Source organism: Stenotrophomonas geniculata (assembly GCF_034508895.1).
Lineage (GTDB): Bacteria > Pseudomonadota > Gammaproteobacteria > Xanthomonadales > Xanthomonadaceae > Stenotrophomonas > Stenotrophomonas geniculata.
Map to the genome: position 1 here is coordinate 3,203,486 of NZ_CP140571.1, position 22,360 is coordinate 3,225,845.

A 22,360-nucleotide genomic window follows, 5' to 3' on the forward strand; every position below is an offset into this window, starting at 1 on the left:
CCGTTTTTCTGCGGAAAACGGATCTGACCCCGGATTCAATTCGATATCTGACAGATCTGATCCACGCATGGCGTGGATCTACTGGCCACCGGAAAACTGTCGAAGGCGGGGCACTGTGGGTTTGCGGGGTGTGAGCCGCATGGATGCGGCGACCAAGGCTACATGGACGTACTTGCGCCGTCCCCGCAAACCCACAGTGCCCCGCCATCCCACGGAATGCACGCTGTTGCTGTTGCTTCGGCCGTTGCCGTTGCCGTTGCGTCTGCAGGTGCAGGGCGCAGCCCTGCCGAAAACCCCTAGTTCACCCGACGACCCGAGCGGTCGATCCGGAACCACTCTCCGCCTTCCATCGGCGTGTGGCCATCGGCATCCGGCGTGCCGCGACGGCAGCCATTGCAGACCTCGGCCACGCCATCCTGGAACGGCCACCCGAAATCGAAGGTGCCGGGCACCACCTGGCGGAACTTCAGGTCGAAGTAGCCCACGCGATTGCCCACGCGGCCGCGCAGCAGGCCTTCCTGCGGCGTTTCCGGGCCGTTGTCCCAGGTCAGCACCGGCAGGCTGCGGCCCTTGCGGTTGACGTAGTGGAAACCCTGATCGGCATACACCACGGCCAGGCCATGGTCGTCGTAATTCAGGTCCTTCAAAGTGTCGGCACTGATCTTCGGCCGGTGATCGACCACCTCGCAGTTGGGCAGCGGCCACAACCCATGTTCGTCGGTCAGCAGCTTGCACGCCGGTGCCTGCGCCAGCGCGCTGGCACTGGCCAGCACGCCAAGCAGGGCCAGCGACCGCGCGAAGCGGCCGCTGACAGGGGCAGGGTGGGCCTGCCTCACGATCACTTGGCCTCGGCCTTGCGCTCGAACGCGGTCGGCGCCGGCAGCTGTACCGGCACGCCCTTGTCGTCACAGGTGCCGGCCTGGCACAGGCGCTCGCGCAGGGCCGGGGTGGCCTGCACGATCATGTGGTAGATCGCGTTCTGTTCCAGCGTACCGCGGATCGCCTTGCTGCCCGGGCCGCGCGCCCAGATGCCGACGTCTTCGCCGCCATGCGACTCGGACTTCATCGGCACCAGTGCTTCCTGCATGTAGTCCGGATGCTCGGTGTCGACCTCGCGCAGGTTCGGGCGGCCGTTGGCCGGTTCGAAGCTGCTCGGGTTGTGTGGGTAACGCTTCGGACCGGCCGGCTGCTGGTTGCTGCTGCCGGTATGGCCCGGGCCGTTGGCGTAGCTCAGCGTGGTGTACGGCTGGCCGGTGCCGTCCAGCGCGTAGTCGAGCTTGCCGGCGCCATCTTCGCCGCCCTTGTCCTTCACCTTGCCCAGGATCGGGTTGCCGCGCGCCGGGTAGCCGACGAAGTTCAGCGTGTGCGAGTGGTCGGCGGTGACGATGATCAGGGTGTCATCGGCCGAGGTCAGTTCGTTGGCCACGCGCACCGCGTCGGACAGCGCCACGGTCTCGGTCAGGGCACGGTAGGCGTTGCCGCTGTGGTTGGCGTGGTCGATGCGCGCGCCTTCGATCATCAGCACGTAGCCTTCCTGGTGCTTCGACAGATTCCTGATCGCCGCAGCCGTCAGTTCGGCCAGGCTCGGCTCACCGCCCGGATCCTGCGGGCGCTCGTACTCGTAGCGCATGTGGTCCGGCTCGAACAGGCCAAGGATGGCCGGTGCGTTGGCGGCGGCGGCCAGCTGCTTGCTGTTCCACACGTAGGCACCCTGCGGGTGCGCCTGCTGCCATTCCTGGACCAGGCTGCGGCCATCCAGGCGCTGGCCGACCTTGTCGTCGTATTCCGGATCGCGCTCTTCCACGGTGGTGAATTCGCCGCGACCGCCGCCGAGGGCGACCAGCGGGCCGCGGCCATAGCGCGAGGTCGACAGCAGCTGCTGGGCGATGTCCTTGCAGCCTGCCGCCTTGGCCGCTTCAGTCAGGTCGGTGTCGTTTTCCCAGTTGCGCTCGGGTGAATGTGCATAGGTGGCGGCCGGGGTGGCATGGGTCAGGCGTGCGGTGGACACCACGCCCGTGGCCAGGCCGGCGCTGTCGGCCAGCTGCAGCCAGGTCAGCAGGCCCTTGGACAGGCTGTCGGCGCAGTCGGTGCGGCTGCCGGCGCTGACGCCGATCGCGCCCATGTGGGTCTTCACGCCGGTGGTGATGGCGGTCATGGTGCCGGCCGAATCAGGGGTCTGCGAATCGGTGTTGTAGGTCTTGCTGAACGCCGTGGCCGGGAAGCGTTCCCAGGACAGCAGGTTCTCTTCGCCCGAGCCACCCTTCTGCTGGCCTTCGTAGATGCGCGAGGCGGCCACCGTGGTCAGGCTCATGCCGTCACCGAGGAACAGGATGACGTTCCTGGCCTTGCCGGACATCGCACCGTTCGCTGCGGCCTGGGCCGCGCCGCTGCGGTACCACCACTGCGGCGTCTCGCCGGCCGGGTGGGTAACGGGATCGACGGCGACCTTCAGGCCGGCCGGAGCGGACGCGGGGGCGGTGCTGGCGCAGGCGCCCAGCAGCAGGGTGGTGGCGCAGGCGGCCAACAGGGAGACGGAACGGCGCATGGACGCTGGGATCTCACAAACTGTAACGGGACGTTCATTATGCCCGCCCTCGCAAGGCACGCCGATGACACACTGATTTGCCGGCCGGGCGGTCGTTCTGCGGGCCGCCTTGGGCTATCGTGCCAGCATCCCTTCCTTCCCCTCTGGATTGCCTATGAAGCTGGTCTCTGCCTGGCTGCGGATTCCATTCTGGCAGCGCGTGGTCGGTGGCTTCGTGCTCGGCGCGCTGGCCGGCTGGGCGCTCGGCCCGGCCGCGGAAACGTGGTTCGGCCCGCTCGGCGAGCTGTACGTCACCCTGATCAAGATGATCGCGGTGCCGCTGGTGTTCTTCGCGGTCATCAACGCGATCTCGTCGCTGCACGGCCAGAAATCGGTCGCCGCGCTCAGTGGCCGCACCTTCCTGTGGTTCGTGATCACCGCTGCGCTGGCGGTGTGCGTCGGCCTGGGCGTGGGCACCGTGCTGCAGCCCGGCGCCGGTGGCCTGCAACTGACGATGGCCAGCAACTACGTGCCGCGTGAAGTGCCCAGCGTGGTGCAGGTGCTGCTGGATGTGGTGCCGGCCAATGTCTTCTACGCGCTGTCCGGCATCGGCACCAAGGTCAACGCCGCCGGTGAAACCGTGCTGGCCGCGGGCCGTGGCTCGATCCTGCCGGTGATCTTCTTTGCTGGTCTGGTCGGTTTCGCCATCGTCAAGCTGGGCGAGAAGGTGACCGAGGCGCGCAAGCTGGTCGGCCAGATGAGCGACATCATGATCCAGGTGACCCGCTTCGTGCTGGAAGTCACCCCGATCGGCACCTTCGGCCTGATCGCTGGCCTGGTCGGCAGCTACGGCTTCGAGAAGCTGCTGCCGCTGGGGCATTTCGTGCTGGCCCTGTACGTGGCCTGCGCCCTGCACATCGTGGTGGTCTACAGCGCGCTGCTGCTGGCGCACGGCCTGAACCCACTGAAGTTCTTCCGTGGCGCCGCGCCGGGCATGCAGGTGGCGTTTGTCAGCTCGTCCAGCTTCGCCGCGATGCCGGTGGCGCTGCGTTCGATCACCCACAACCTGGGTGTGAACAAGGACTACGGTTCGTTCGCGGTGCCGCTGGGCGCCAGCATCAAGATGGATGGCTGCGGCGCGATCTACCCGGCGCTGTGCGCGGTGTTCATCTCGCAGTACAGCGGGGTGCCGCTGACCCCGGAACAGTATGTGGTGGTGCTGATCGCCTCGGTGCTGGGCAGCTTCGGTACCGCCGGCGTGCCGGGTACTGCGGTGATCATGGCCACGGTGGTGCTGAGCGCGGCCAACCTGCCGCTGGAGACCATCGGCTACCTGTATGCCATCGACCGCATCCTGGACATGATGCGCACGATGACGAACGTGACGGGCCAGATGCTGGTGCCGGTGATCGTGGCCAAGGAGACCGGGCTGCTGGATCAGGCGGTGTATGACAATCCGTCCAGCAATGTCGGGGTGGACGATCCGGACCCGACACCGCCACGCGCCTGAGGTTGCGCGGAGATGTAAAAGGCCCGCCCTGACCCGGCGGGCCTTTTGTTTGGGAGCTGGTTGGCGCGGTGGCGGCCAAGGCGGGTCTTGGTAGATCCACGCCATGCGTGGATGGAGGCAGTGCCGACCAACGGTCGGCACCCACCAGGGCAGGCGGCGTGATGCCGCGACCAAGGTCGGCACCTACCGGGGGCGCAAACAAAAAAAGCCGCTGCGGGGCAGCGGCTTTTTGTCTTTCAGGCGGCGCCGTAGCGCCAGCGGGTCAGAGGTCGACCCGGCGGGCCTGCATGAACTTGTTGCCCCAGTAACCACTGAGCAGGGTGTCCACGCGGACGTCCTTGCCCGAGCTCGGCGCGTGCAGGAAGCGGCCATCACCGACATAGATGCCGACGTGGTCGACGCGGCCCTTGCGGCCGAAGAACACCAGGTCACCGGCGGCGAGCGCAGTGCGATCGTTGATCAGCTCGGCGTTGTCATCGTGGGCCATCTCGCGCGAGACGCGCGGCAGCTCGATGCCCAGCGCCGAGCGGAACACGTAGCCGACCAGGCCGCTGCAGTCGAAGCCGCTGTCCGGGTTGCTGCCACCCCAACGGTACGGGGTGCCCAGCAGGGTCATCGCTCGGCGCAGCAGCGACTGCACCTTGCCGTTATCGGCGGCGGTGCCGACAACGCTGCCATTGGCGGCGCTGCTGGTGTCGTAGTTGGCGAGCAGGCGGCTGAGATCGCCCGCCACCACGGCCGAGCGGTCCATCAGCGGAATGGTGTCATTGGCGGCCAGGTGCGGCAGCAGGGCGGCCAGCGTGGCACTGGCGGCGGCATCGACGCGGCTGCGCTGCGGAGCAGCGGCCTCGGCCCTGGTGGCCGGTCGGGCGGTGCTCTCGGCCACCGGGGCCGGGGTCACATCGGAACGATTCGGAGCAGTCTGCGACCAGGCCGGAAGGCTGGTCAGACACAGTGCCAGGCCAAGCAACAGCGGGCGGGCACTACGTGAAGATACGGTAGTCTGGCCTTCGCTTTTCAGGTCGTCAGTCGTCACGCGTCGGTCACAGGAAAAAAACGATGGGGCATCATGCCCTGTAAAAGCGGCAATAAGTTAAAAATTCCGTTAGTAAATCGTTAGTTTCGTGGAGATGGACGTCACAGTTTTGAACATATCGCCTGTTCATTTTAGCGAAGGACGCGTTTCGCCCCTGTGTAGTGGTCCTTCCAGTAGGGACCGCTGAGCGAGTCGAGGCGTACCGTGCCGCCGGTGCTCGGCGCGTGCACGAAGCGCCCTTCACCCACATAAATACCGACATGGGTGACGCTGCCGCGGCTGCCGAAGAACACCAGGTCTCCGGTGGCCAGGCGCTGCGGGTCGATCTTCGGTCCCTGTACCGCCGCCAGGTCGCGGGAGGTGCGCGGCAGCCGCAGGTCCAGCATCTCGCGATAGACATAGGCGACCAGGCCGCTGCAGTCGAAGCCCGAATCCGGGGTGTTGCCGCCATAGCGGTAGGGCGTGCCGACCAGGCTGATGGCGCGCATCAGCACCGAGTTGGCCGCCTCGGGGTTGTCCGGCACGGTCTTTGGCCAGTTCGCCGTCGACGGGGGGGGCGCCGGGCGGGTGGCCTTGCCACCGCCACAGGCGGTCATCAACAGGGGCAGGGCCAGCAGCACGGCTGGGGCGAGAAACCGGCGCTGGCCGGACGAAACTGGCGTGATGTGCATGATCTCCGGATAATGCGCCACCTTGGATTGGCCGTCATGATGGCGGCGTCCCCGCCGGGCGACAACCCGCCCCAACCCGCCTGCCTTCGGCAGATCCAGACAGAGTTGCGCATGAAGATCGAAAAAGACCGCGTTGTCCGCTTCCACTACACCGTTTCCGAAGTCGGCCAGGAGCCGATCGAATCGTCCAAGGACCGCGGCGAGCCGCTGGCGATCCTGATCGGCCACGGCAACATCATCCCGGGCCTGGAAAACGCCATGATGGACAAGGAAGCCGGCGCGACCTTCAGCGTCGACGTCACTGCCGCTGATGCCTACGGCGAGCGCCGCGAGGGCCTGTCCCAGCGCGTGCCGAAGAAGCATTTCGGCAACACCAAGCTGGCCCCGGGCCAGCAGGTCGTGCTGCAGACCAACTTCGGCCCGCGTGCGGTGACCGTGCAGAAGGTCGGCATGAGCGTCGTCGACGTCGACCTGAACCACCCGATGGCTGGCAAGGACCTGCATTTCGACGTCGAAATCGTTGACGTGCGCGAAGCCGGCAAGGAAGAGATCGACCACGGCCACGTCCACGGCGACGGCGGCCACCACCACTGATCGCAGCGCGATCGTGATGGCAGCAACGGCCCGCTTCGGCGGGCCGTTGCGTTTCTGGAACACGACGCGGCCATACATGGCGTGTGGGCCGGCGGCATAATGGCGGACCTGCCTGACGGATGCCCCGTGAACGCCGCTTCTCCTTCCCTGCAGCCGATGGCTTCCGGCGAACGCATCGCCATACTGGACGTGCTGCGCGGTGCGGCGTTGCTGGGCATCCTGCTCATGAACATCGAGGCCTTCAGCGGACCGCTGGACCTGGCTTTCACTGGCATCGACGTGCACTGGCAGGGCATCGACTACTGGGCCGATGCCTTTGTGTACGTGTTCGTGCAGGGCAAGTTCTTCACCCTGTTCTCGCTGCTGTTCGGCGCCGGCTTCGCGGTGATGGCGCAGCGCGCCGAGGCCGCCGGGCGCGACTTCACCCCGTTCTACCTGCGCCGCAGCGCTGGCCTGTTGCTGATCGGCCTGTGCCACGCACTGCTGGTCTGGTCCGGCGACATCCTGGTGATGTACGCGCTGGTCTCGTTGCCGCTGCTGGCCTGCCGCGAGGCGCCGCGCAGCTGGCTGCCGTGGATGGGCGTGACGGTCTACCTCGGCGGTATAGCGATGATGCTGCTGGTGGGCGCGATGGTGTCGATGGCTTCGACGGAAGACGTACAGAAGATGCTCGCCGACGCGCAGCAGAGCATCGAGCTGCAGCGCCTGGTGTACGGGCACGGCAGCTGGATGCAGGCCAATGCGCAGCGGCTGAGCGAGTTCGGCACGTCGATGGGCGCGCTGCTGATCACCGGCCCGGAGGTGCTGGGCATGTTCCTGATCGGCAGCTGGTTTGCCGGCAGTGGCGCGCTGGCGGCGCCGGAGCGCTTCCCGCGCCTGTACGCGACGCTGCGCTGGATTGCGTTGCCGTTGGGCCTGCTGGTCACGTTGATCGGTGTTGCCTGGAAACCCTACCTGGCACCGGGTGCCTACAATCTGCCGGTGACAACCGCAATGGCACTGGTGACGATCGGTGGCCTGCCGATGTGCCTGGGCTACCTGGCGTGGATCGTGCATTGGCGTGCGCGGTTGGCCTGGCTGGCACCGGTCGGGCGCATGGCGTTGACCCACTACCTGGGCCAGTCGCTGCTGTGCACCTGGGTGTTCTACCACTACGGCCTGGGCGCGTTCGAAATGATGCCACGCAGCGTGCAGCTGCTGTTCGCACTGCTGTTGTTTGCCGTGCAGGTGGCCCTTTCACACGTCTGGTTGCGCCGCTTCCGCTTTGGCCCGATGGAATGGTTGTGGCGCGCGATGACCTACCGGCAGTGGCCGCCGATGCGGCGCGAGGCCGGGCAGGGCTGATCGATGCAGGGCGCGCGCGAGGATGTGATCGTGGTGGGCGCCGGTGCCATCGGCCTGGCCACCGCGCTTGCGCTGTGCGCGAACGGCCGGCAGGTCCGTATGATCGAGCGGGGACGCGTGGGTGCGGCGACTTCGCATGGCAACTGCGGCACCATCACCCCCAGCCACGCGCCACCGCTGGCAGCGCCTGGTGTGCCGTTACGGGCGCTGCGCTGGATGCTCGATCCGCGTGCGCCGCTGTACGTCCGTACACGCCTGGACCCTGCATTGTGGCGCTGGCTGCTGCAGTTCGGGGCGCGCTGCAACGCGCGTGACTGGCTGCACTCCACGCGGGCACGCGGCGCACTGTTGAATGATTCACGGCTGCGCCTGGCGCAGTGGGTGCGGACGCATGCGCTGGACTGCGAGTTCGAGGCGCGCGGTCTGGACTATGTGTTTGGTGACGCCCGCAATTTCGATCACCATGCAGCCGAGTGTGAGGCGCTGAACGCGCAGGGCATCGCCACGGTGCGCATCGATGGGGCCGACTACGCGCGCGACAATCCAGCGTTCCATGATCGCCTTGCCGGTGCGATCCACTTCCCCGGCGATGCGCAGCTGCGTCCGGACCGCTACACCGCCGAACTGGCGCGCGTGCTGCGCGCACAGGGCGTGGTGATCGAAGAGCACTCGGACATGCGGGATTTCAGCGCCGACGCGCAGGGTGTGCGCGTGCACGTCGGCGAACGCACGCTGCACGCACGCGAGCTGGTGCTGGCGACCGGGCCGTGGTCACCGCGCTGGGCACGGCAACTGGATCTGCGCGTGCCGATCCAGCCCGGCAAGGGCTATTCGCTGACCTGGTCGCGACCGGCGCAGGTGCCGCAGCGCCCAGTCGTGCTGAAGGACCATTCCGTGTTCGTGATTGCCTGGCGTGAAGCACTGCGACTGGGCGGCACCATGGAATTCGCCGGTGCCGACCCGCAGCTGCGCACGACCCGCCTGCAGGCCCTGCAGCACGCTGCCGACCACTACCTGCGCGCGCCGCGTGGTGCGCAGCTGCAGGAGCAGTGGTGCGGTTGGCGTCCCATGAGCGTGGACGATGTGCCGTTGATCGGCCGCGCGCCCGCACATCCTCACGTCTGGCTTGCAGCGGGGCATGGCATGCTCGGCATCAGCATGAGCGCCGGCACCGGCCAGCTGATCGCCGATCTCGTCTGCGGCCGCACGCCGGCGATCGATCCTGCCCCTTACCGACCCGAGCGATTCCGATGAGCACTGCACCCTATGATTACGACCTGATCGTCCTTGGCGGCGGTTCCGCCGGCCTGGCTGGCGCGATCCGCGCCGCGCAGCACGGCAAGCGCGTGGCGATGCTGGAGCCTGGCGAACTGGGCGGAACCTGCGTCAATGTCGGCTGCGTGCCGAAGAAAGCCATGTGGCTGGCGGCTGACCTGCACGAGCGCATCGGCCTGGCCAGTGCGATGGGCTTCGATGTCGAAGCGCGCCCGGCGCTGTCGTGGAAGGAACTGGTGATCCATCGCCAGGCCTATATCAGCAACATCCACACCAGCTACCACAAGCGCCTGGACGAAACCGGCGTGGTGCGCATTCCGGCGCGTGGTCATCTGCTCGATGCCCACACCGTGGCCTGCAGCGATGGCGTGCGCTACAGCGCCGAGCACATCCTGATCGCCACCGGCGCGCACCCGCTGCGGCCCGACATTCCCGGCGCCGAACTGGGCCTGGTCTCCGATGATTTCTTCGATCTGCGCGCGGCACCGGCCGAGGTGGCGATCATCGGTGGCGGTTACATTGCGGTGGAGCTGGCCGGCCTGCTGCAGGCACTGGGCAGCAAGGTCAGCCTGCTGGTGCGCGGCCAGCGGCTGCTGGATCGCTTCGACTACGAGCTGACCGATCAGCTGGCCGAGAACCTGAAGCAGCAGGGCGTGCGCATCCATTTCGGCTATCGCCTGCGCGAACTGCAGCGCGATGGCGAGCGTGTGCGTGCATTCGGCCATGATGGTCCGCTCGACAGCGTATTCGATGCGGTGTTCTTCGCCACCGGCCGTCGCGGCAACAGTCGCGACCTGGGCCTGGAAGCGCTGGGCATCGGCATCGGTGAGCACCAGCAGGTGGAGGTGGACGAATGGCAGACCACCAGCGTGCCGAACGTGCATGCGGTGGGTGACATCGCAGGCAAGGTTGGCCTGACCCCGGTGGCGGTGGCTGCATCGCGGCGCCTGATGGATCGTCTGTTCGGCGGCCGCCCGCAGTCGAAGATGGACTATGAGAACGTCGCCAGCGTGGTGTTCTCGCATCCACCGCTGGGCGCGGTGGGCATGAGCGAAGAAGAGGCGCGCGCCCGTTTCGATCAGGTGAGCGTGTATCACAGCCGTTTCCGCCCGATGCTGCAGGCGCTGGCCAACGGCACCCAGCGCAGCCTGTTCAAGATGGTCTGTGCTGGTCCGGAAGAGCGGGTGGTGGGTATCCATCTGCTGGGCGAAGCGGCCGACGAGATCCTGCAGGGCTTCGCGGTGGCGGTGAAGATGGGGGCGACCAAGGCCCAGTTCGACGACACCGTGGCGATCCACCCGACCTCGGCCGAGGAAGTGGTGCTGATGCGCTGACCTGGGCGGTTGTAGAGCCGAGCCTATGCTCGGCTGCATTCCGTGCAGACATGGTGCAGCCGAGCACAGGCTCGGCTCTACAGGGCACCTGGCGCCCCCATGCGATACTGGGCGCCCCCCAATGCGTTTCCGGGCCGCCCTATGCGGCCCGCCGTCGTCCTGATGTCCAGCCCCGCTTCCCGTATCGCCACCGCTTCCCCGCGCATCGCGCTGGGGGGTATCGGCCTGGCCGCGATCGGCGCCATCGCCGCCTCCGGCAAGGCCATCATCGTCAAGCTCGGCCTGCGCCACGGCGTCGATGCCACCACGTTGCTCGCCCTGCGCATGCTGATGGCGCTGCCGCTGTTCGTGCTGATGGCACTGTGGGCTGCGCGCCGGGCAGAGCCGCTGTCCTGGGCCGACCGCGCCCGCGTGCTGTGGCTGGGCTTCACCGGCTACTACCTGTCCAGCCTGCTCGATTTCCAGGGCCTGCAGTACATCAGCGTGACCCTGGAGCGGCTGATTCTTTACTTGAACCCGACCCTGGTGCTGCTGATCAACGTGCTGCTGGCACGGCAGCGCCCGGGCCGCTGGCAGATCGGTGCGCTGGTGCTGAGCTATCTGGGCGTGCTGCTCGCCTTCGGCCACGATCTTCAGCGCGAGGGCGGGCAGATCATCGTCGGCAGCCTGCTGGTACTGGGCAGTGCGCTCAGCTACGCGCTGTACCTGTTCGGCAGTGGCCAGGTGGTCGCGCGCATCGGTGCGGTGCGCCTCACCGCCTACGCCAGCTGCGTGGCCAGCGTGCTGGTGCTGCTGCATTTCGCGGTGACCCATCCGCTGCCATTGCTGTGGCAGGCACCGGCGCCGGTGCAATGGCTGTCGCTGGTCAATGCCACCGTGTGCACGGTATTGCCCGTGCTGGCGATCATGCTGGCGGTGCAGCGCGTGGGTTCGTCGCTGGCCGCGCAGGTCGGTATGCTGGGCCCTGTTTCCACCATCGTGATGAGCCTATGGCTGCTCGACGAACCGATGGGGCCGGCACAGATCGCCGGCACCGTGCTGGTGCTGATCGGTGTACTACTGGTGACCCGCCTGCGGCGCTGACGCCGGAGCAGGCGCGGGCGCGCATCCTGGCGGTGATCCGCGCGATCCCGGCGGGGCAGGTGATGGGCTATGGCCAGGTGGCGATGCGTGCCGGCCTGCCGGGGCGTGCGCGCTTGACCGCGCGCATCCTCGGCCAGAACGACGATCCCGACCTGCCCTGGCATCGCGTGCTGCGTTCGGACGGGCGCATTGCCATGGAAGAAGGGTCGGCTGGTTGGCGCGAGCAGTCACAACGGCTGCGTGCCGAAGGTGTGGTGGTGGAGAACGGCCGGGTGCGGATGCCGGCCACCGATCCGGCCGCGGCGCTGGATGCCGCCGTGTGGGGCCCGGGCTGAGCACCGCTGGCGACTGAACAGGCTGCGCCTGCCGGTCGCCAACAACACACGGTGCTGCGGCTATGATGGAGGCCGTTCCATGCCGGTGCTCCCATGTTCCCGCGACTGCCTACCGTCACCAAGGCCCTGCTGATCGCCAACGCGATCCTGTTCCTGCTGCAGCAGCCGTTCCTGCTCGGCATGCAGACCTTCGAGCCGTTCATGCTGCAACCGCTGCAGCAGGGCTTCGATGCGTTCTCGCCGGGCGGCAACTTCCAGCCGTGGCAGCTGCTGACCTATGGCTTCCTGCATGGCAGCTTCGGCCACCTGTTCTTCAACATGCTGGCGGTCTTCATGTTCGGCGCGCCGCTGGAGCAGACCTGGGGCGAGAAGCGCTTCCTGCTGTACTACCTGGTGTGCGTGGCTGGCGCCGGTGTCTGCCAGCTGCTGGTGGGTACCCTGCTGGAGAATCCGGCCACGGTGCTGGGCGCCTCCGGCGGCGTGTTCGGCCTGCTGCTGGCCTACGGCATGCTGTTCCCGAACCAGCGGGTGATGCTGCTGTTCCCGCCGATCCCGATGAAGGCACGGACCTTCGTGATCCTGTTCGGTGTGGGTGAGCTGGTGCTGGGCATGACCGGCTGGCAGCCGGGCGTGGCCCACTTCGCGCATCTGGGCGGCATGCTGTTCGGTTGGCTGCTGATCCGCTACTGGCGCGGGCAGCCGCCATTCAACAAGCGTCGCCCGCCCGGCCCGCCGAAGCGCCCGAACCATCTGCGCAGCGTGAAGTGAGGCGCGATGCGCCTCGCTTCACGCGGGTAGGTGCCAACCTTGGTTGGCACACCTTGGCCAGGATCATTTGACGCGGTAGGTGCCGACCGTTGGTCGGCACACCTCTACAGATCCTGCAACACCACCTGCGCCGCATTGTGCCCGGGTGCACCGGTCACGCCACCACCGGGATGGGTACCCGACCCGCATAGATACAACCCGGGCAGGGCACCACGATAGCCGGCCTGGCCAACCATGGGCCGTGCCGAGAACAACTGGTTGGCACTGAGCGCACCGTGGAAGATGTCGCCCCCGATCAGCCCGAACGTGCGCTCCAGATCCAGCGGTGACAGGACCTGGCGGCCCAGCACGCTGTCAGCGAAACCCGGTGCATACCGCTCAACGGTGGCGATCATCAGATCGGCCACTGCTTCACGACGATCATCCCAGTGACGCCCGTCGGGCAGCACCGGCGCCACGTGCTGGCAGAACAGGCTGGCGACGTGCTGCCCCGCTGGCGCCAGTGAGTCATCCAGTGTGCTGGGAATCAGCATCTCCACGATCGGTTCGCGCGACCAGCCGTCGCGCCGCGCATCCAGCCACGCGCGATCCATGTAGTCCAGGCTGGGGGCCAGGATGATGCCCGCGCTCAGGTGCGGGCCGGGGCCGGGCAGGGCGCGGAAGTCCGGCAGCCGCGACAGCGCCACGTTCATCCGGAAGGTGCCCGAGCCACAGCGCCACTGCGCCATGCGCTCGCGTGTGGCAGCCGGTACCTGCGCCGGCTCCAGCAGCTGTTCGTACAGCAGCTTCGGATTGACGTTGGCGACCACCGCGCGTGCACGCAGGGTTTCGCCGTTGGCCAGTTCCACCCCCACGGCGCGGCCCTGTTCGGTCACTACCCGTTGCACGCCGGCATCCACGCGCAGTTCCGCACCGGCCTCGCGTGCAGCGGCGGCGATGGCCTGGCTGATCGCGCCCATGCCACCGATCGCATGGCCCCACGCACCTTTCACGCCATTGCACTGGCCGAACACGTGATGCAGCAACACGTAGGCACTGCCCGGCGTGTACGGACTGGCGTAGTTGCCGACGATGCCATCGAAGCCGAACAGCGCCTTGATCGGCTCGCTCTCGAACCAGCGGTCCAGGTACTCCGCCGCCGACAGCGTGAACAGGTCCAGCAGCTCCTGCCGCAGTGGTGCATCCAACGCCGCCAGTTCGCGGCCGAGCTTTCCCAACTGCCACAGTGCGGGTAGTGCGCGCCAACCACCCGCCACGCCCAGGTCCGGTGGTGTACGCAGGGCCCACGCACGCAGCACGTCGGCGAAAATCTCCAGTCGCGCTTCATATGCGGGCAGGCGCTGTGCATCCCGCTCGGAAAATTTCGCCACCTCGGCTTGGGTGCGGCCGGGCGCCGACAACAGGTGGCGGCCGTCCGGCAATGGCAGGAAGTTGTTGACGGGGCGCGCGACGATGCGCAGCCCATGCGCATGCAGCTGCAGGTCGTCGATCACCTTCGGCTGCAGCAATGACACCGTGTACGACGCCACCGAGTTGCGGAAGCCGGGATGGAACTCCTCGGTGACCGCGGCGCCGCCGAGCACACCACGCCGTTCGAGCACCAGCACCTGCTTGCCGGCGCGTGCCAGATAGGCTGCACAGACCAACCCGTTGTGGCCACCGCCGATGATGATTGCATCCCAGGACATCAGCACCTCGGGAAAAGGGGACGGAGGGGATCAAGTCGCAATTCGCATGGGGTCACCGGCAATGGGGAAAAACGACTTAATCCCCTCCGTCCCCTTTTTTGATCGCTGCTTCGATGGTGGCGATGTCGATCTTCTTCATCGGCATCATCGCGTTGAAGGCGCGCTTGGCCAGTGCCTTGTCCTTGCTGGTCACCGCTTCGATCAACATGCGCGGGCTGATCTGCCAGGAGATGCCCCAGCGGTCCTTGCACCAGCCGCATTGGCTCTCCTGGCCGCCATTGCCCACGATCGCGTTCCACAGGCGGTCGGTCTCGGCCTGGTCCTCGGTCTGGATCTGGAAGGAGAAGGCTTCGTTGTGCTTGAACGCGGTGCCGCCGTTGAGGCCGACGCAGGGGATGCCGCAGACGGTGAATTCGACGGTCAGTACGTTGCCTTCCTTGCCGTCGGGATAGTCGCCCGGTGCGTGATGTACGGCAATTACTGCGCTGTCGGGCAGGATACTGGCGTAGAAGGTGGCGGCCTCGAGCGCGCCGTTGTCATACCAGACACAGATCGTGTTCTTGTGTGCCATGTCGGGGCTCCGCGATGGACGAAGCCGCAGCGATAGCATGCCGGGTGTTAACCCGGGATCGTGCTGCACCCGCAAAAAAGGGCGCCCGAAGGCGCCCTCTGCATCATCCGTGTGGCAGCGGGTTCAGCGCCAGACCTTGATCTGTTCCGCTTCGCTGCGCTGCATCGGCTGGCCGGCCTTACAGCTGAAAGTAGCACCGAAGGCCGGCAGGTTGGCCAGCGTGCCGTTGCTGCGCCACAGGCCCGGTGCACGGATGTCGGCGGTCAGGCGGCGCACGGCCTCGTTCGGCGCCAGCTGCTGCGCCCACAGTGCAGACCAGGCGCGGAAGAAGCCCTGCTGCTGCGCCTGCTTGGCCTTCGGCTCCTGCGCGACATACGCCGCCCAGGCCAGTTCCAGGCCGGCGATGTCGGCCAGGTTCTCTTCCTGGGTGAGCGTGCCGTTGACCTTGGCACCCTTCACGCCCGGGAAGTCGTAGGCGCTGTACTGCGCGGCCACGCGGCTGCCGAGCAGGGTCCAGGCGGTCTTGTCGGCCGGGGTCCACCAGCTGCGCAGCTCGCCCTTGGCGTCGACCAGCGCGCCCTTGGCATCGATCGCGCGGGTCAGCTCATGGCCGACCAGGCCACCGAAGCTGCCGAACTTGTCGGCGGCATCGGCCTTGGCGTTGAACACCGGGCCCTGCAGGATCGCGGCGGTGACGATCAGGCGGTTCTGCGCCAGGTCGTAGGCCAGCGACGGCTGCTGCGGCAGCACGTCCCAGCGACGGTCGGCGTTGCCCTTGCCGATGCGCTTCATTTCTTCGCGATGGCGCCAGGTCGAAGCAATCAGCATGTTGCCGCCGAACGAGCCGCGGCCCATCGGCTGCACGCTGTAGTCGAGGTCGCGCAGCGGGGTGCCGATCTCGATCTTCAGCGCGGCCAGCTTGGCCTGCGCTTCGGTCTTGGCTTCGGCGCTCATCCAGCTGCTGTTCTTGACCGCCTCGATCTGTACTTCGCGCACCTTGTCGACGATCCACGCCGCCTGGCGACGATCTTCGGCGGACAGGTAACGGGCAGCGTACTCGCGACCGACCATCGGGCCGGCGGCCACGTTGATCGCCTCCAGCACATCTTCCCAGCGCTGCGGCGGCAGGGTTTCGCCACGCAGCACGCGGCCGCGGAATTCGAACTCGGCGTCGCGATAGGCCTTGGACAGGTACGGTGCCATCGAGTCGCCCACGCGCCAGCGCAGGTAGGCCTTCCACTGGTCCGGCTTGAGCTTGGTGACCATGCCGTCGAGCTGCTTGAACAGGCCCGGGTCGGCCAGCGAGACCAGGTCGTCATCCACGCCCTGTGCCTTCAGGAAGGCATCCAGCTGCAGGTTGCGGTAGCGGCTGTTGAGCTCCTTGGTGGAGATCGGCGCGTAGTTGTTGAACGGGTTGTTGATGCCGGCCAGCGACTGCGCATTGCGTGCCAGCTCGGTTTCCAGCGCGATCACCGCCTGCGACTCGGCATCCAGCTTGGCAGCCGGGGTGCCGGTCAGCGCCAGGATCTGCTTGACGTAGTTGCGGTAGCGGCCCATCAGCGCCACGGTGTCGGCGTCGCTGCGGGTATAGAACGCCGGGTCCGGCAGGCCCATGCCGCCCTGCATGAAGTAGCCGATGTGGCGGTCCAGCGCCTTCAGGTCCACGTCCGGGCCGAAGTTGAATGCCACCGGGATGCCGACCTGGTGCAGTGCGGCGATCGAGGCCGGCACATCCTTGGCCTTCTTGATGGCATTGATGCGGGTCAGCAGCGGGGCGATCGGGTTGGAGCCGTCTGCTTCCACGGCGGCTTCGTCCAGGCCGCTGGCCCAGAAGTCACCCAGCAGTTTCTGCACGTTGCCCTGCGGCGCCTTCATCGCGGCGTCGAGCAGTTCACGCTGCTGCTGGCGGCTGCGGTCGACAAGCTGGCCCAGCGCGGTGGTGGCGCCGGTCTGCGGCACCGGGTTGGCCTTCAGCCAGCCTGCATTGGTGGCGTCATAGAAGTCGCTGCACTGGGCACTGACAGCCGGGGCACGCGCAGCCTTTTTCTTGGCAGCGAACGCGTCGTGGGTCGGGACCAGGGTCGCCAGGCTGATGCCCAGGGCGATGGCAAGCGGACGGAAGTTGGGCATGTGGAACGAATCCGTGATGGATTGAGGGCGCGCGCACTATAGCAAGCCGGGCATCGACGCGGCATGCACGCGTCGCGGTGCATTCGCCGACCAAGGTCGGCAGCTACCGGGGAACGCCGGGATCAGTAGATCCACGCCATGCGTGGATGAAAGACACCCCAGAAAAACAAAGGCCCGGGAATTCCCGGGCCTCTGCAGGTCTGCCTTGGCGTCAGCCGTGGCTTACCAGATCACCACCTGCTGCTCGCCAGTGCGGGCCATCGGCGAACCGGCCTTGCACTGGAATGCCGCGGCGAAGGTCGGCAGGTTCGACGGCGCACCCATGGCGCGGAACTGCGCCGGCGCGTGCGGGTCGGTCGCGAGGCGGACCTTGGCGTTTTCCGGCGTGTACTTGGTGCGCCACACGGTAGCCCAGTTGAAGAAGAAGCGCTGGTCACGGGTGAAGCCATCGACCTTTGCATCTTCCTTGCCGGCGGAGGCCTTCTGCAGCGCGTCGTAGGCGGTAGCCAGGCCACCCAGGTCGGCGATGTTCTCGCCCAGGGTCAGGTGGCCGTTCACGGCCTGGCCGTCGACCTTGTACTGGTCGAACTGCTTGACCAGCTTGCCGGTCAGGCCTTCGAAGTTCTTCTTGTCAGCGGCGGTCCACCAGTCTTCCATGTTGCCGGTCGGCCCGAAGCGTGCGCCCTGGTCGTCGTAACCGTGGGTCATCTCGTGGCCGATCACCGCACCGATGCCGCCGTAGTTCAGCGCGTCATCGGCCTTCGGGTCAAAGAACGGCGGCTGCAGGATGGCGGCCGGGAACACGATCTCGTTCTGCAGCGGGTTGTAGTAGGCGTTGACCGTCTGCGGGGTCATGCCCCACTCGGTCTTGTCCACCGGCTTGCCGATCTTGGACAGGTTGAACTTGTAGTTGAACTCACTGGCCGCGCGCACATTGCCCAGGTAGCTGTCGCGCTGGGTCTGCAGGCCTGCCCAGTCACGCCACTTGTCCGGGTAACCGATCTTCGGGGTGAAGGTTTCCCACTTGGCGATGGCCTTGGCCTTGGTTTCATCGCTCATCCAGCTCAGGCCCTGGATGCGTTCCTTCAGCGAGGCGGCCAGGTTCTTCACCAGCTCTTCCATCTTCGCCTTGGCTTCCGGCGAGAAGGCAACCTTCACGTACAGCTGGCCGAAGGCTTCACCGGCATCGTTCTCGATGGTGCCCAGCACGCGCTTCCAGCGCGGCTTCTGTTCCTTCTGGCCGTTGAGGGTCTTGCCGTAGAACTCGTAGTTCTCCTGCACGAAGGCGTCGGCCAGGTACGGCGAGGCGCTGTCCACGGTGTGGAAGCGCAGGTAGGCACGCCACACCGACGGATCGGTGTCGCCCAGTGCCTTGCTCACTTCCTCATGGAAGGCCGGCATGGCCAGCGAGAACTTCTCCGGTGCGGCCACGCCCTGCGACTTGAAGAACTCGGTCCAGCTGAAGTTCGGGGTCAGCTTGTCGGCGTCGGCCAGGGTGACCGGGTTGTAGTACAGCTCGACGTTGCGCGACAGCTCGACGCGCGACTTGGAGGCCTTGGCCAGGCGGGTCTCGAACTTGACCACGTCCTCGGCCTGCTTGGCAGCGTCGGCAGCGGCGACGCCGGACAGCTCCAGCACCTTGGCGACGTGCGCCTGGTAGGCCTTCAGCTTGTCGGCGTTCTTGGCATCGGTGTAGTAGGTGCTGTCCGGCAGGCCGAGGCCGCCCTGGCTGGCGTAGGCCAGGTTGACGGCCGAGTTCTTGAAGTCGGCTTCGGCGCCGAAGCCAAACAGGACGTTGTCACCCTTGGCCGCGCTGCTGCGCAGGTAGTCGGCGATGGCCGCCTTGTCCTGCAGGCCGTCGATCGCCGTCAGGTCGGCCTTCAGCGGCTCGATGCCCTGGGCATTGATCTTGGCCTCGTCCATGCCGGTGGCCCACAGGTCGCCGACGATCTTCTCGATGTGGTTCGGGTTCTTGACCTGCGCGACCTGTTCAGCCAGCTGGTGCTGCACGGCCACCGAACGCTCGTCGAGGATGGTGAACGCGCCCCAGCTGGTGCGGTCGCCCGGAATTTCATTGGCGGCCAGCCACTTGCTGTTGACGTAGTCGCCGAAGGCGCCGCAGGCGTCCTTGCTGGTATCCAGATCGCTGGGCTGGAAGGCGTTGTAGGCCGGCAGCTTGCTCTCGTCCAGGGTGTACTGGGTGGCTTCGGCCGCAGCCGGCGTGGAGGCGGTGGCGTCCTTGGCCGGGGTTTCGTTCTTGCCGCAGCCGACCAGCGCGGCCGAAACGGCCAGGGTCAGCAGCACGATCTTGGGAGTACGGGTCACTTTGATGGCCTCCAGGCCGAGTGAGTCAGGGAAGGGCCGCGGGACGGCCGTGGGCCGAACAATACGCCGCCGGCCTGCCCTGCAAGGGTGTCGAAGGTCATGGGCGGGCGCAAGGGGGGCGTTAGGTGGCCCGGAAAAGACAGACCCGGCAAAAGCCGGGTCTGTCGGGGTACTGCGATCAGGCGTGGATCAGAACTTGTACTTCAGACGCACGAACGGGGTGCGGCCGTAGTAGTCGTACTGGGTGGCGAAGGCCGGTACGTTGCCGTAGCGGGAATCGGCGACACCGGTGGAAACCAACGGCGGGGTCTTGTTGAAGATGTTGCTGACGCCGACCAGGATTTCCCAATCGGCCTGCGCGTAGCTGACCGAAGCGGTGTGGTAGATGCGCGAGTCGGCCACGATGTCACGATAGGAGTTCGGACGGCCCTGGTAGGTGAACACCGGGCTCAGATCGATGTCTTCGGTCTTGTGGATATAGGTGGTCAGCCAGTTGTACGACCAGTCACCGCGGGTCAGGCTCAGCGCCAGGTTGCCCACCACCTTCGGACGGCCGATGTCACCCAGCAGCTCAGCGGATTCCAGGCCGCTTGCAGCTGCGCTGGAGAACACTTCCTGGGTGTCTTCGATCGTGTAGGTGACCTGGGTCTCAGCCGAGAACTTGCCGAACGAGAAATCGTGGTCGAAGTTCGCGGTCAGGTCGTAGCCACGGGTGCGCTGCTTGTTGATGTTGATGAACTTGTTCTGGATCTGGGTCACCGCATACGGCTGGGTAGCACTGGCCGGATTGCGGGTCAGCAGATCGCAGTAGCTGTTCGGGTACACCGTGCCGCCGTAGCAGCCACGCAGGACGTTGGTGCTGCCCAGCTGTGCGATTTCATCGCTCACTTCATAGTCGAAGTAATCGATGGCCACGCTCAGGTTGGCGAAGGTCGGGGTGAACACGATGCCGGCGGTCTTCGCGCGCGAAGTTTCCGGAATCAGCGAGTCACCACCGCCCTGGCGGTACACCGTGCCGCTGCTGCCGCCGCCCGCGTAGTTGGCCGGGATACCCGCGGCCGCGCAGTTGGCCTGGTAGTTGGTATTGGAGCTTTCACCCCAGCGTACGCACGGATCGTTCGCCTGTGAGAAGAAACCGGTCTCGTTGCCCAGGTACAGCTCATACAGGCCCGGTGCGCGGTAGGAGGTGCCGATCGAACCGCGCAGACGCAGCGACGGAATGACCTGCCAGTTCACGCCGATCTTCCAGACATTGTCCGAATCGGCAACGTTGTCGTACTTGAACACGCGGCCCGAAGCATTGATGCTCAGCGATTCCACCGCCGGCAGGCCCTTCAGCAGCGGCACGTCGAGTTCGACGAAGGCTTCCTTGACCTTGTCGTTGCCCTTGGTCACATCAGCCGAGGACGAACCCCAGATGTCGCCAGTGCGGGACAGTTCGCTCGGCTGGTCGTTGAGCGAGTAATAGCGGTATTCCAGGCCGCCGGCAAAACCGACCGCACCGGCCGGCATCTCGAACAGGTCGCCGCTGACGATCGCGTTGATGGTGGCCTGCTTGTAGGTGGTCTTGCCCCAGTCCCACGCACCGAGCTTGTCGACCAGCTCGTCGACCTTGCGGCCGCTCAGGTAGTCCGGGTCGAAGTAGTTCACCGCCGGCGGAGCGTCGGTGTAGTCCAGGTCGCCGCTCTTGGAAGCCTGGATGGCCAGATTGCCGTACTTGCCACTGGAGTGGCTGAAGTTCGCGTTGACTTCCCATGCCCAGGTGTCGGTGCCCTTGAACAGGCCGTCAAGCTTGGTGGCGGCGTAGAAGTAATCGACGGTGACATCCTGCTGGGACTTGAACAGCATCACCGGGTTGGCGACGATCTCGGTGCCCGGGATGTAGGCGTACGGGAAGAACTGGCGCCAGGAGAACGTCTCGGTTTCACGGCGGTTGAACAGGAACTGGGTCTTCCAGTTGACCGAATCGAAGCCGAAGTCGGTGGCCACGTAGGCGGTCTTCCGCTCCTGCTTGTTGATGATGTGGCCCTGGCCCCAGCGCGCGAAGTTCACCGGCTCATCGTAGAAGGCCTGGCCGCGCGTGTAGTTCTGGGTCTTGCGCGGGCGGTAACCCGGCAGCGGGCCGACAGTGGTGCCATCACCCGACGGCACATAGCGGGTGCTGCCGATGTCGACCACGTTGTGCAGCATGTTGTTGCAGTTGGCCAGCGGCGTACCGGCGTTGAGCGAACGGTCTTCGCGGTCGATGCGGTTGCCGTCGGCGTCCTTTACCAGGTCATTGCTGCAGTTGAGGAAGTCGCGGTCGCCGCGGGTCAGCTCGTTGTGCTGATACCACTCGACGGCAGCGATGATGCTGCCCTTTTCGAAGTTCCAGCCATTGGCCAGCGACGCCGAGAACACTTCGCCGCCGCCTTCGGTCGGCACGCGGCCGGTGACGGTCAGCTCCGGGCGCTCGATGTTCTTCTTGGTGATCAGGTTGACCACACCGGCCACGGCGTCGGAACCATAGATGGAGGACGAACCGTCCTTCACGATCTCGGCACGCTGCAGGATGGCGGTGGGAATGACGTTCAGGTCGAAGGCGCCGACAGCACCACGGGTACCGGCCGGGCCGGGGCGCTGGCCATCGAGCAGCACCAGGGTGCGGTTGGCGCCCAGGCCACGCAGCGAAACCGTCTGCACGCCGGTACCGCCGTCCACGACGAAGCCGCCGAACTGGTGGGTGATCTGGGTTTCGGCCGAACCGATGGCCGACTTCTGCAGGAACTCGGCCACGTTGACCTGGCCCTGCTTGGCATTGGTTTCGGCGTTGATGGTAAACACCGGAGAGGTGGTCTCGTAGTCCGCGCGGCGGATCAGTGAGCCGGTGACTGTGACCTTGTCAAGGTCGGTTGCGCGAGTGGAAGCGCTTGAAGTGCTTGACGCCTTTGCTTCCTGCTGGGTGGATTCCTGGGCCAGAGCCGGTGCGACCTGCAGGCAGGCCAGCACAGCAAGAGTCAACGGGACGCGGCTTGGCTTGGTTTGGCGGTTGGCGGTGCGCATTTCGTTTTGATCCCCACTTGTTATGCTTCGGTTAATGGAGTGTATGTGTCGCGTAAAGTAAATGCAACATGAATGATAAGGATGCTTAACTTGTTGTTAGTAAGGGGAAATTCAGGGGTTCACGCATGAA

At 66.2% G+C, this 22,360-nt stretch carries 17 protein-coding genes; 8 read left to right on the forward strand and 9 right to left on the reverse strand.

Annotated elements, in window-relative coordinates; all coding sequences use genetic code 11:
- Positions 1-296 precede the first annotated feature (296 nt).
- Entirely contained in the window at positions 297-842 is a 546-nt protein-coding gene (locus RI032_RS14635) for a WG repeat-containing protein (protein WP_322547199.1), read from the reverse strand.
- Positions 839-2,545: an alkaline phosphatase gene (locus RI032_RS14640; protein WP_057502494.1), complete on the reverse strand. Its 1,707-nt coding sequence runs from the start codon at positions 2,543-2,545 to the stop codon at positions 839-841. Before RI032_RS14640 ends, RI032_RS14635 begins: the two co-directional genes overlap by 4 nt.
- Positions 2,546-2,699: 154 nt before the next feature.
- On the opposite strand from RI032_RS14640, the gene RI032_RS14645 reads away from it, so the two are divergent.
- Positions 2,700-4,034 (forward strand): dicarboxylate/amino acid:cation symporter, encoded by a 1,335-nt coding sequence (locus RI032_RS14645; protein ID WP_019338617.1) that lies wholly within the window; start codon positions 2,700-2,702, stop codon positions 4,032-4,034.
- Positions 4,035-4,296: 262 nt separating this feature from the next.
- Here RI032_RS14645 and RI032_RS14650 read toward each other — a convergent pair whose 3' ends face one another.
- Positions 4,297-5,070 (reverse strand): C40 family peptidase, encoded by a 774-nt coding sequence (locus RI032_RS14650; protein ID WP_425603799.1) that lies wholly within the window; start codon positions 5,068-5,070, stop codon positions 4,297-4,299.
- A 131-nt stretch (positions 5,071-5,201) separates the two neighbouring features.
- The gene (locus tag RI032_RS14655; RefSeq protein WP_322547200.1) at positions 5,202-5,741 is read right to left on the reverse strand and encodes a C40 family peptidase; all 540 of its coding nucleotides are present in this window, start codon (positions 5,739-5,741) and stop codon (positions 5,202-5,204) included.
- A 111-nt stretch (positions 5,742-5,852) separates the two neighbouring features.
- Here RI032_RS14655 and RI032_RS14660 point away from each other — a divergent pair, with 111 nt between their 5' ends.
- The 7 genes from RI032_RS14660 (at position 5,853) to RI032_RS14690 (ending at position 12,474) form a co-directional block, all read left to right on the forward strand.
- Positions 5,853-6,335: an FKBP-type peptidyl-prolyl cis-trans isomerase gene (locus RI032_RS14660; RefSeq protein WP_010482989.1), complete on the forward strand. Its 483-nt coding sequence runs from the start codon at positions 5,853-5,855 to the stop codon at positions 6,333-6,335.
- 99 nt (positions 6,336-6,434) lie between these two features.
- Entirely contained in the window at positions 6,435-7,679 is a 1,245-nt protein-coding gene (locus RI032_RS14665) for a DUF418 domain-containing protein (RefSeq protein WP_197597889.1), read from the forward strand.
- A gap of 3 nt (positions 7,680-7,682) precedes the next feature.
- Positions 7,683-8,933 carry an NAD(P)/FAD-dependent oxidoreductase gene (locus RI032_RS14670; RefSeq protein ID WP_043401124.1) on the forward strand — a complete coding sequence of 417 codons (1,251 nt, stop codon included), beginning with the start codon at positions 7,683-7,685 and terminating at the stop codon, positions 8,931-8,933.
- Positions 8,930-10,288: a glutathione-disulfide reductase gene (gene gorA, locus RI032_RS14675; RefSeq protein ID WP_049454972.1), complete on the forward strand. Its 1,359-nt coding sequence runs from the start codon at positions 8,930-8,932 to the stop codon at positions 10,286-10,288. Before RI032_RS14670 ends, gorA begins: the two co-directional genes overlap by 4 nt.
- A gap of 162 nt (positions 10,289-10,450) precedes the next feature.
- Positions 10,451-11,371 carry a DMT family transporter gene (locus RI032_RS14680; protein ID WP_029550870.1) on the forward strand — a complete coding sequence of 307 codons (921 nt, stop codon included), beginning with the start codon at positions 10,451-10,453 and terminating at the stop codon, positions 11,369-11,371.
- Positions 11,368-11,706, forward strand: a complete 339-nt coding sequence (locus tag RI032_RS14685) for an MGMT family protein (RefSeq protein ID WP_224329410.1) — start codon at positions 11,368-11,370, stop codon at positions 11,704-11,706. The genes RI032_RS14680 and RI032_RS14685 overlap by 4 nt, the downstream gene beginning before the upstream one ends.
- Before the next feature lie 93 nt (positions 11,707-11,799).
- Positions 11,800-12,474 carry a rhomboid family intramembrane serine protease gene (locus tag RI032_RS14690; RefSeq protein WP_005410509.1) on the forward strand — a complete coding sequence of 225 codons (675 nt, stop codon included), beginning with the start codon at positions 11,800-11,802 and terminating at the stop codon, positions 12,472-12,474.
- Positions 12,475-12,578: 104 nt separating this feature from the next.
- Here RI032_RS14690 and RI032_RS14695 read toward each other — a convergent pair whose 3' ends face one another.
- The 5 genes from RI032_RS14695 to RI032_RS14715 form a co-directional block, all read right to left on the reverse strand.
- Positions 12,579-14,162 carry a phytoene desaturase family protein gene (locus RI032_RS14695; protein ID WP_322547201.1) on the reverse strand — a complete coding sequence of 528 codons (1,584 nt, stop codon included), beginning with the start codon at positions 14,160-14,162 and terminating at the stop codon, positions 12,579-12,581.
- A 76-nt stretch (positions 14,163-14,238) separates the two neighbouring features.
- A complete protein-coding gene (locus RI032_RS14700) occupies positions 14,239-14,733 on the reverse strand; it encodes a VOC family protein (RefSeq protein WP_049482148.1) in 495 nt (164 codons plus the stop codon).
- 123 nt (positions 14,734-14,856) lie between these two features.
- Entirely contained in the window at positions 14,857-16,863 is a 2,007-nt protein-coding gene (locus tag RI032_RS14705) for a M13 family metallopeptidase (RefSeq protein ID WP_010483006.1), read from the reverse strand.
- Positions 16,864-17,085: 222 nt separating this feature from the next.
- Positions 17,086-19,188, reverse strand: a complete 2,103-nt coding sequence (locus RI032_RS14710; RefSeq protein WP_019338610.1) for a M13 family metallopeptidase — start codon at positions 19,186-19,188, stop codon at positions 17,086-17,088.
- 189 nt (positions 19,189-19,377) lie between these two features.
- Positions 19,378-22,230 carry a TonB-dependent receptor plug domain-containing protein gene (locus RI032_RS14715; protein WP_134958103.1) on the reverse strand — a complete coding sequence of 951 codons (2,853 nt, stop codon included), beginning with the start codon at positions 22,228-22,230 and terminating at the stop codon, positions 19,378-19,380.
- Positions 22,231-22,360 lie beyond the last annotated feature (130 nt).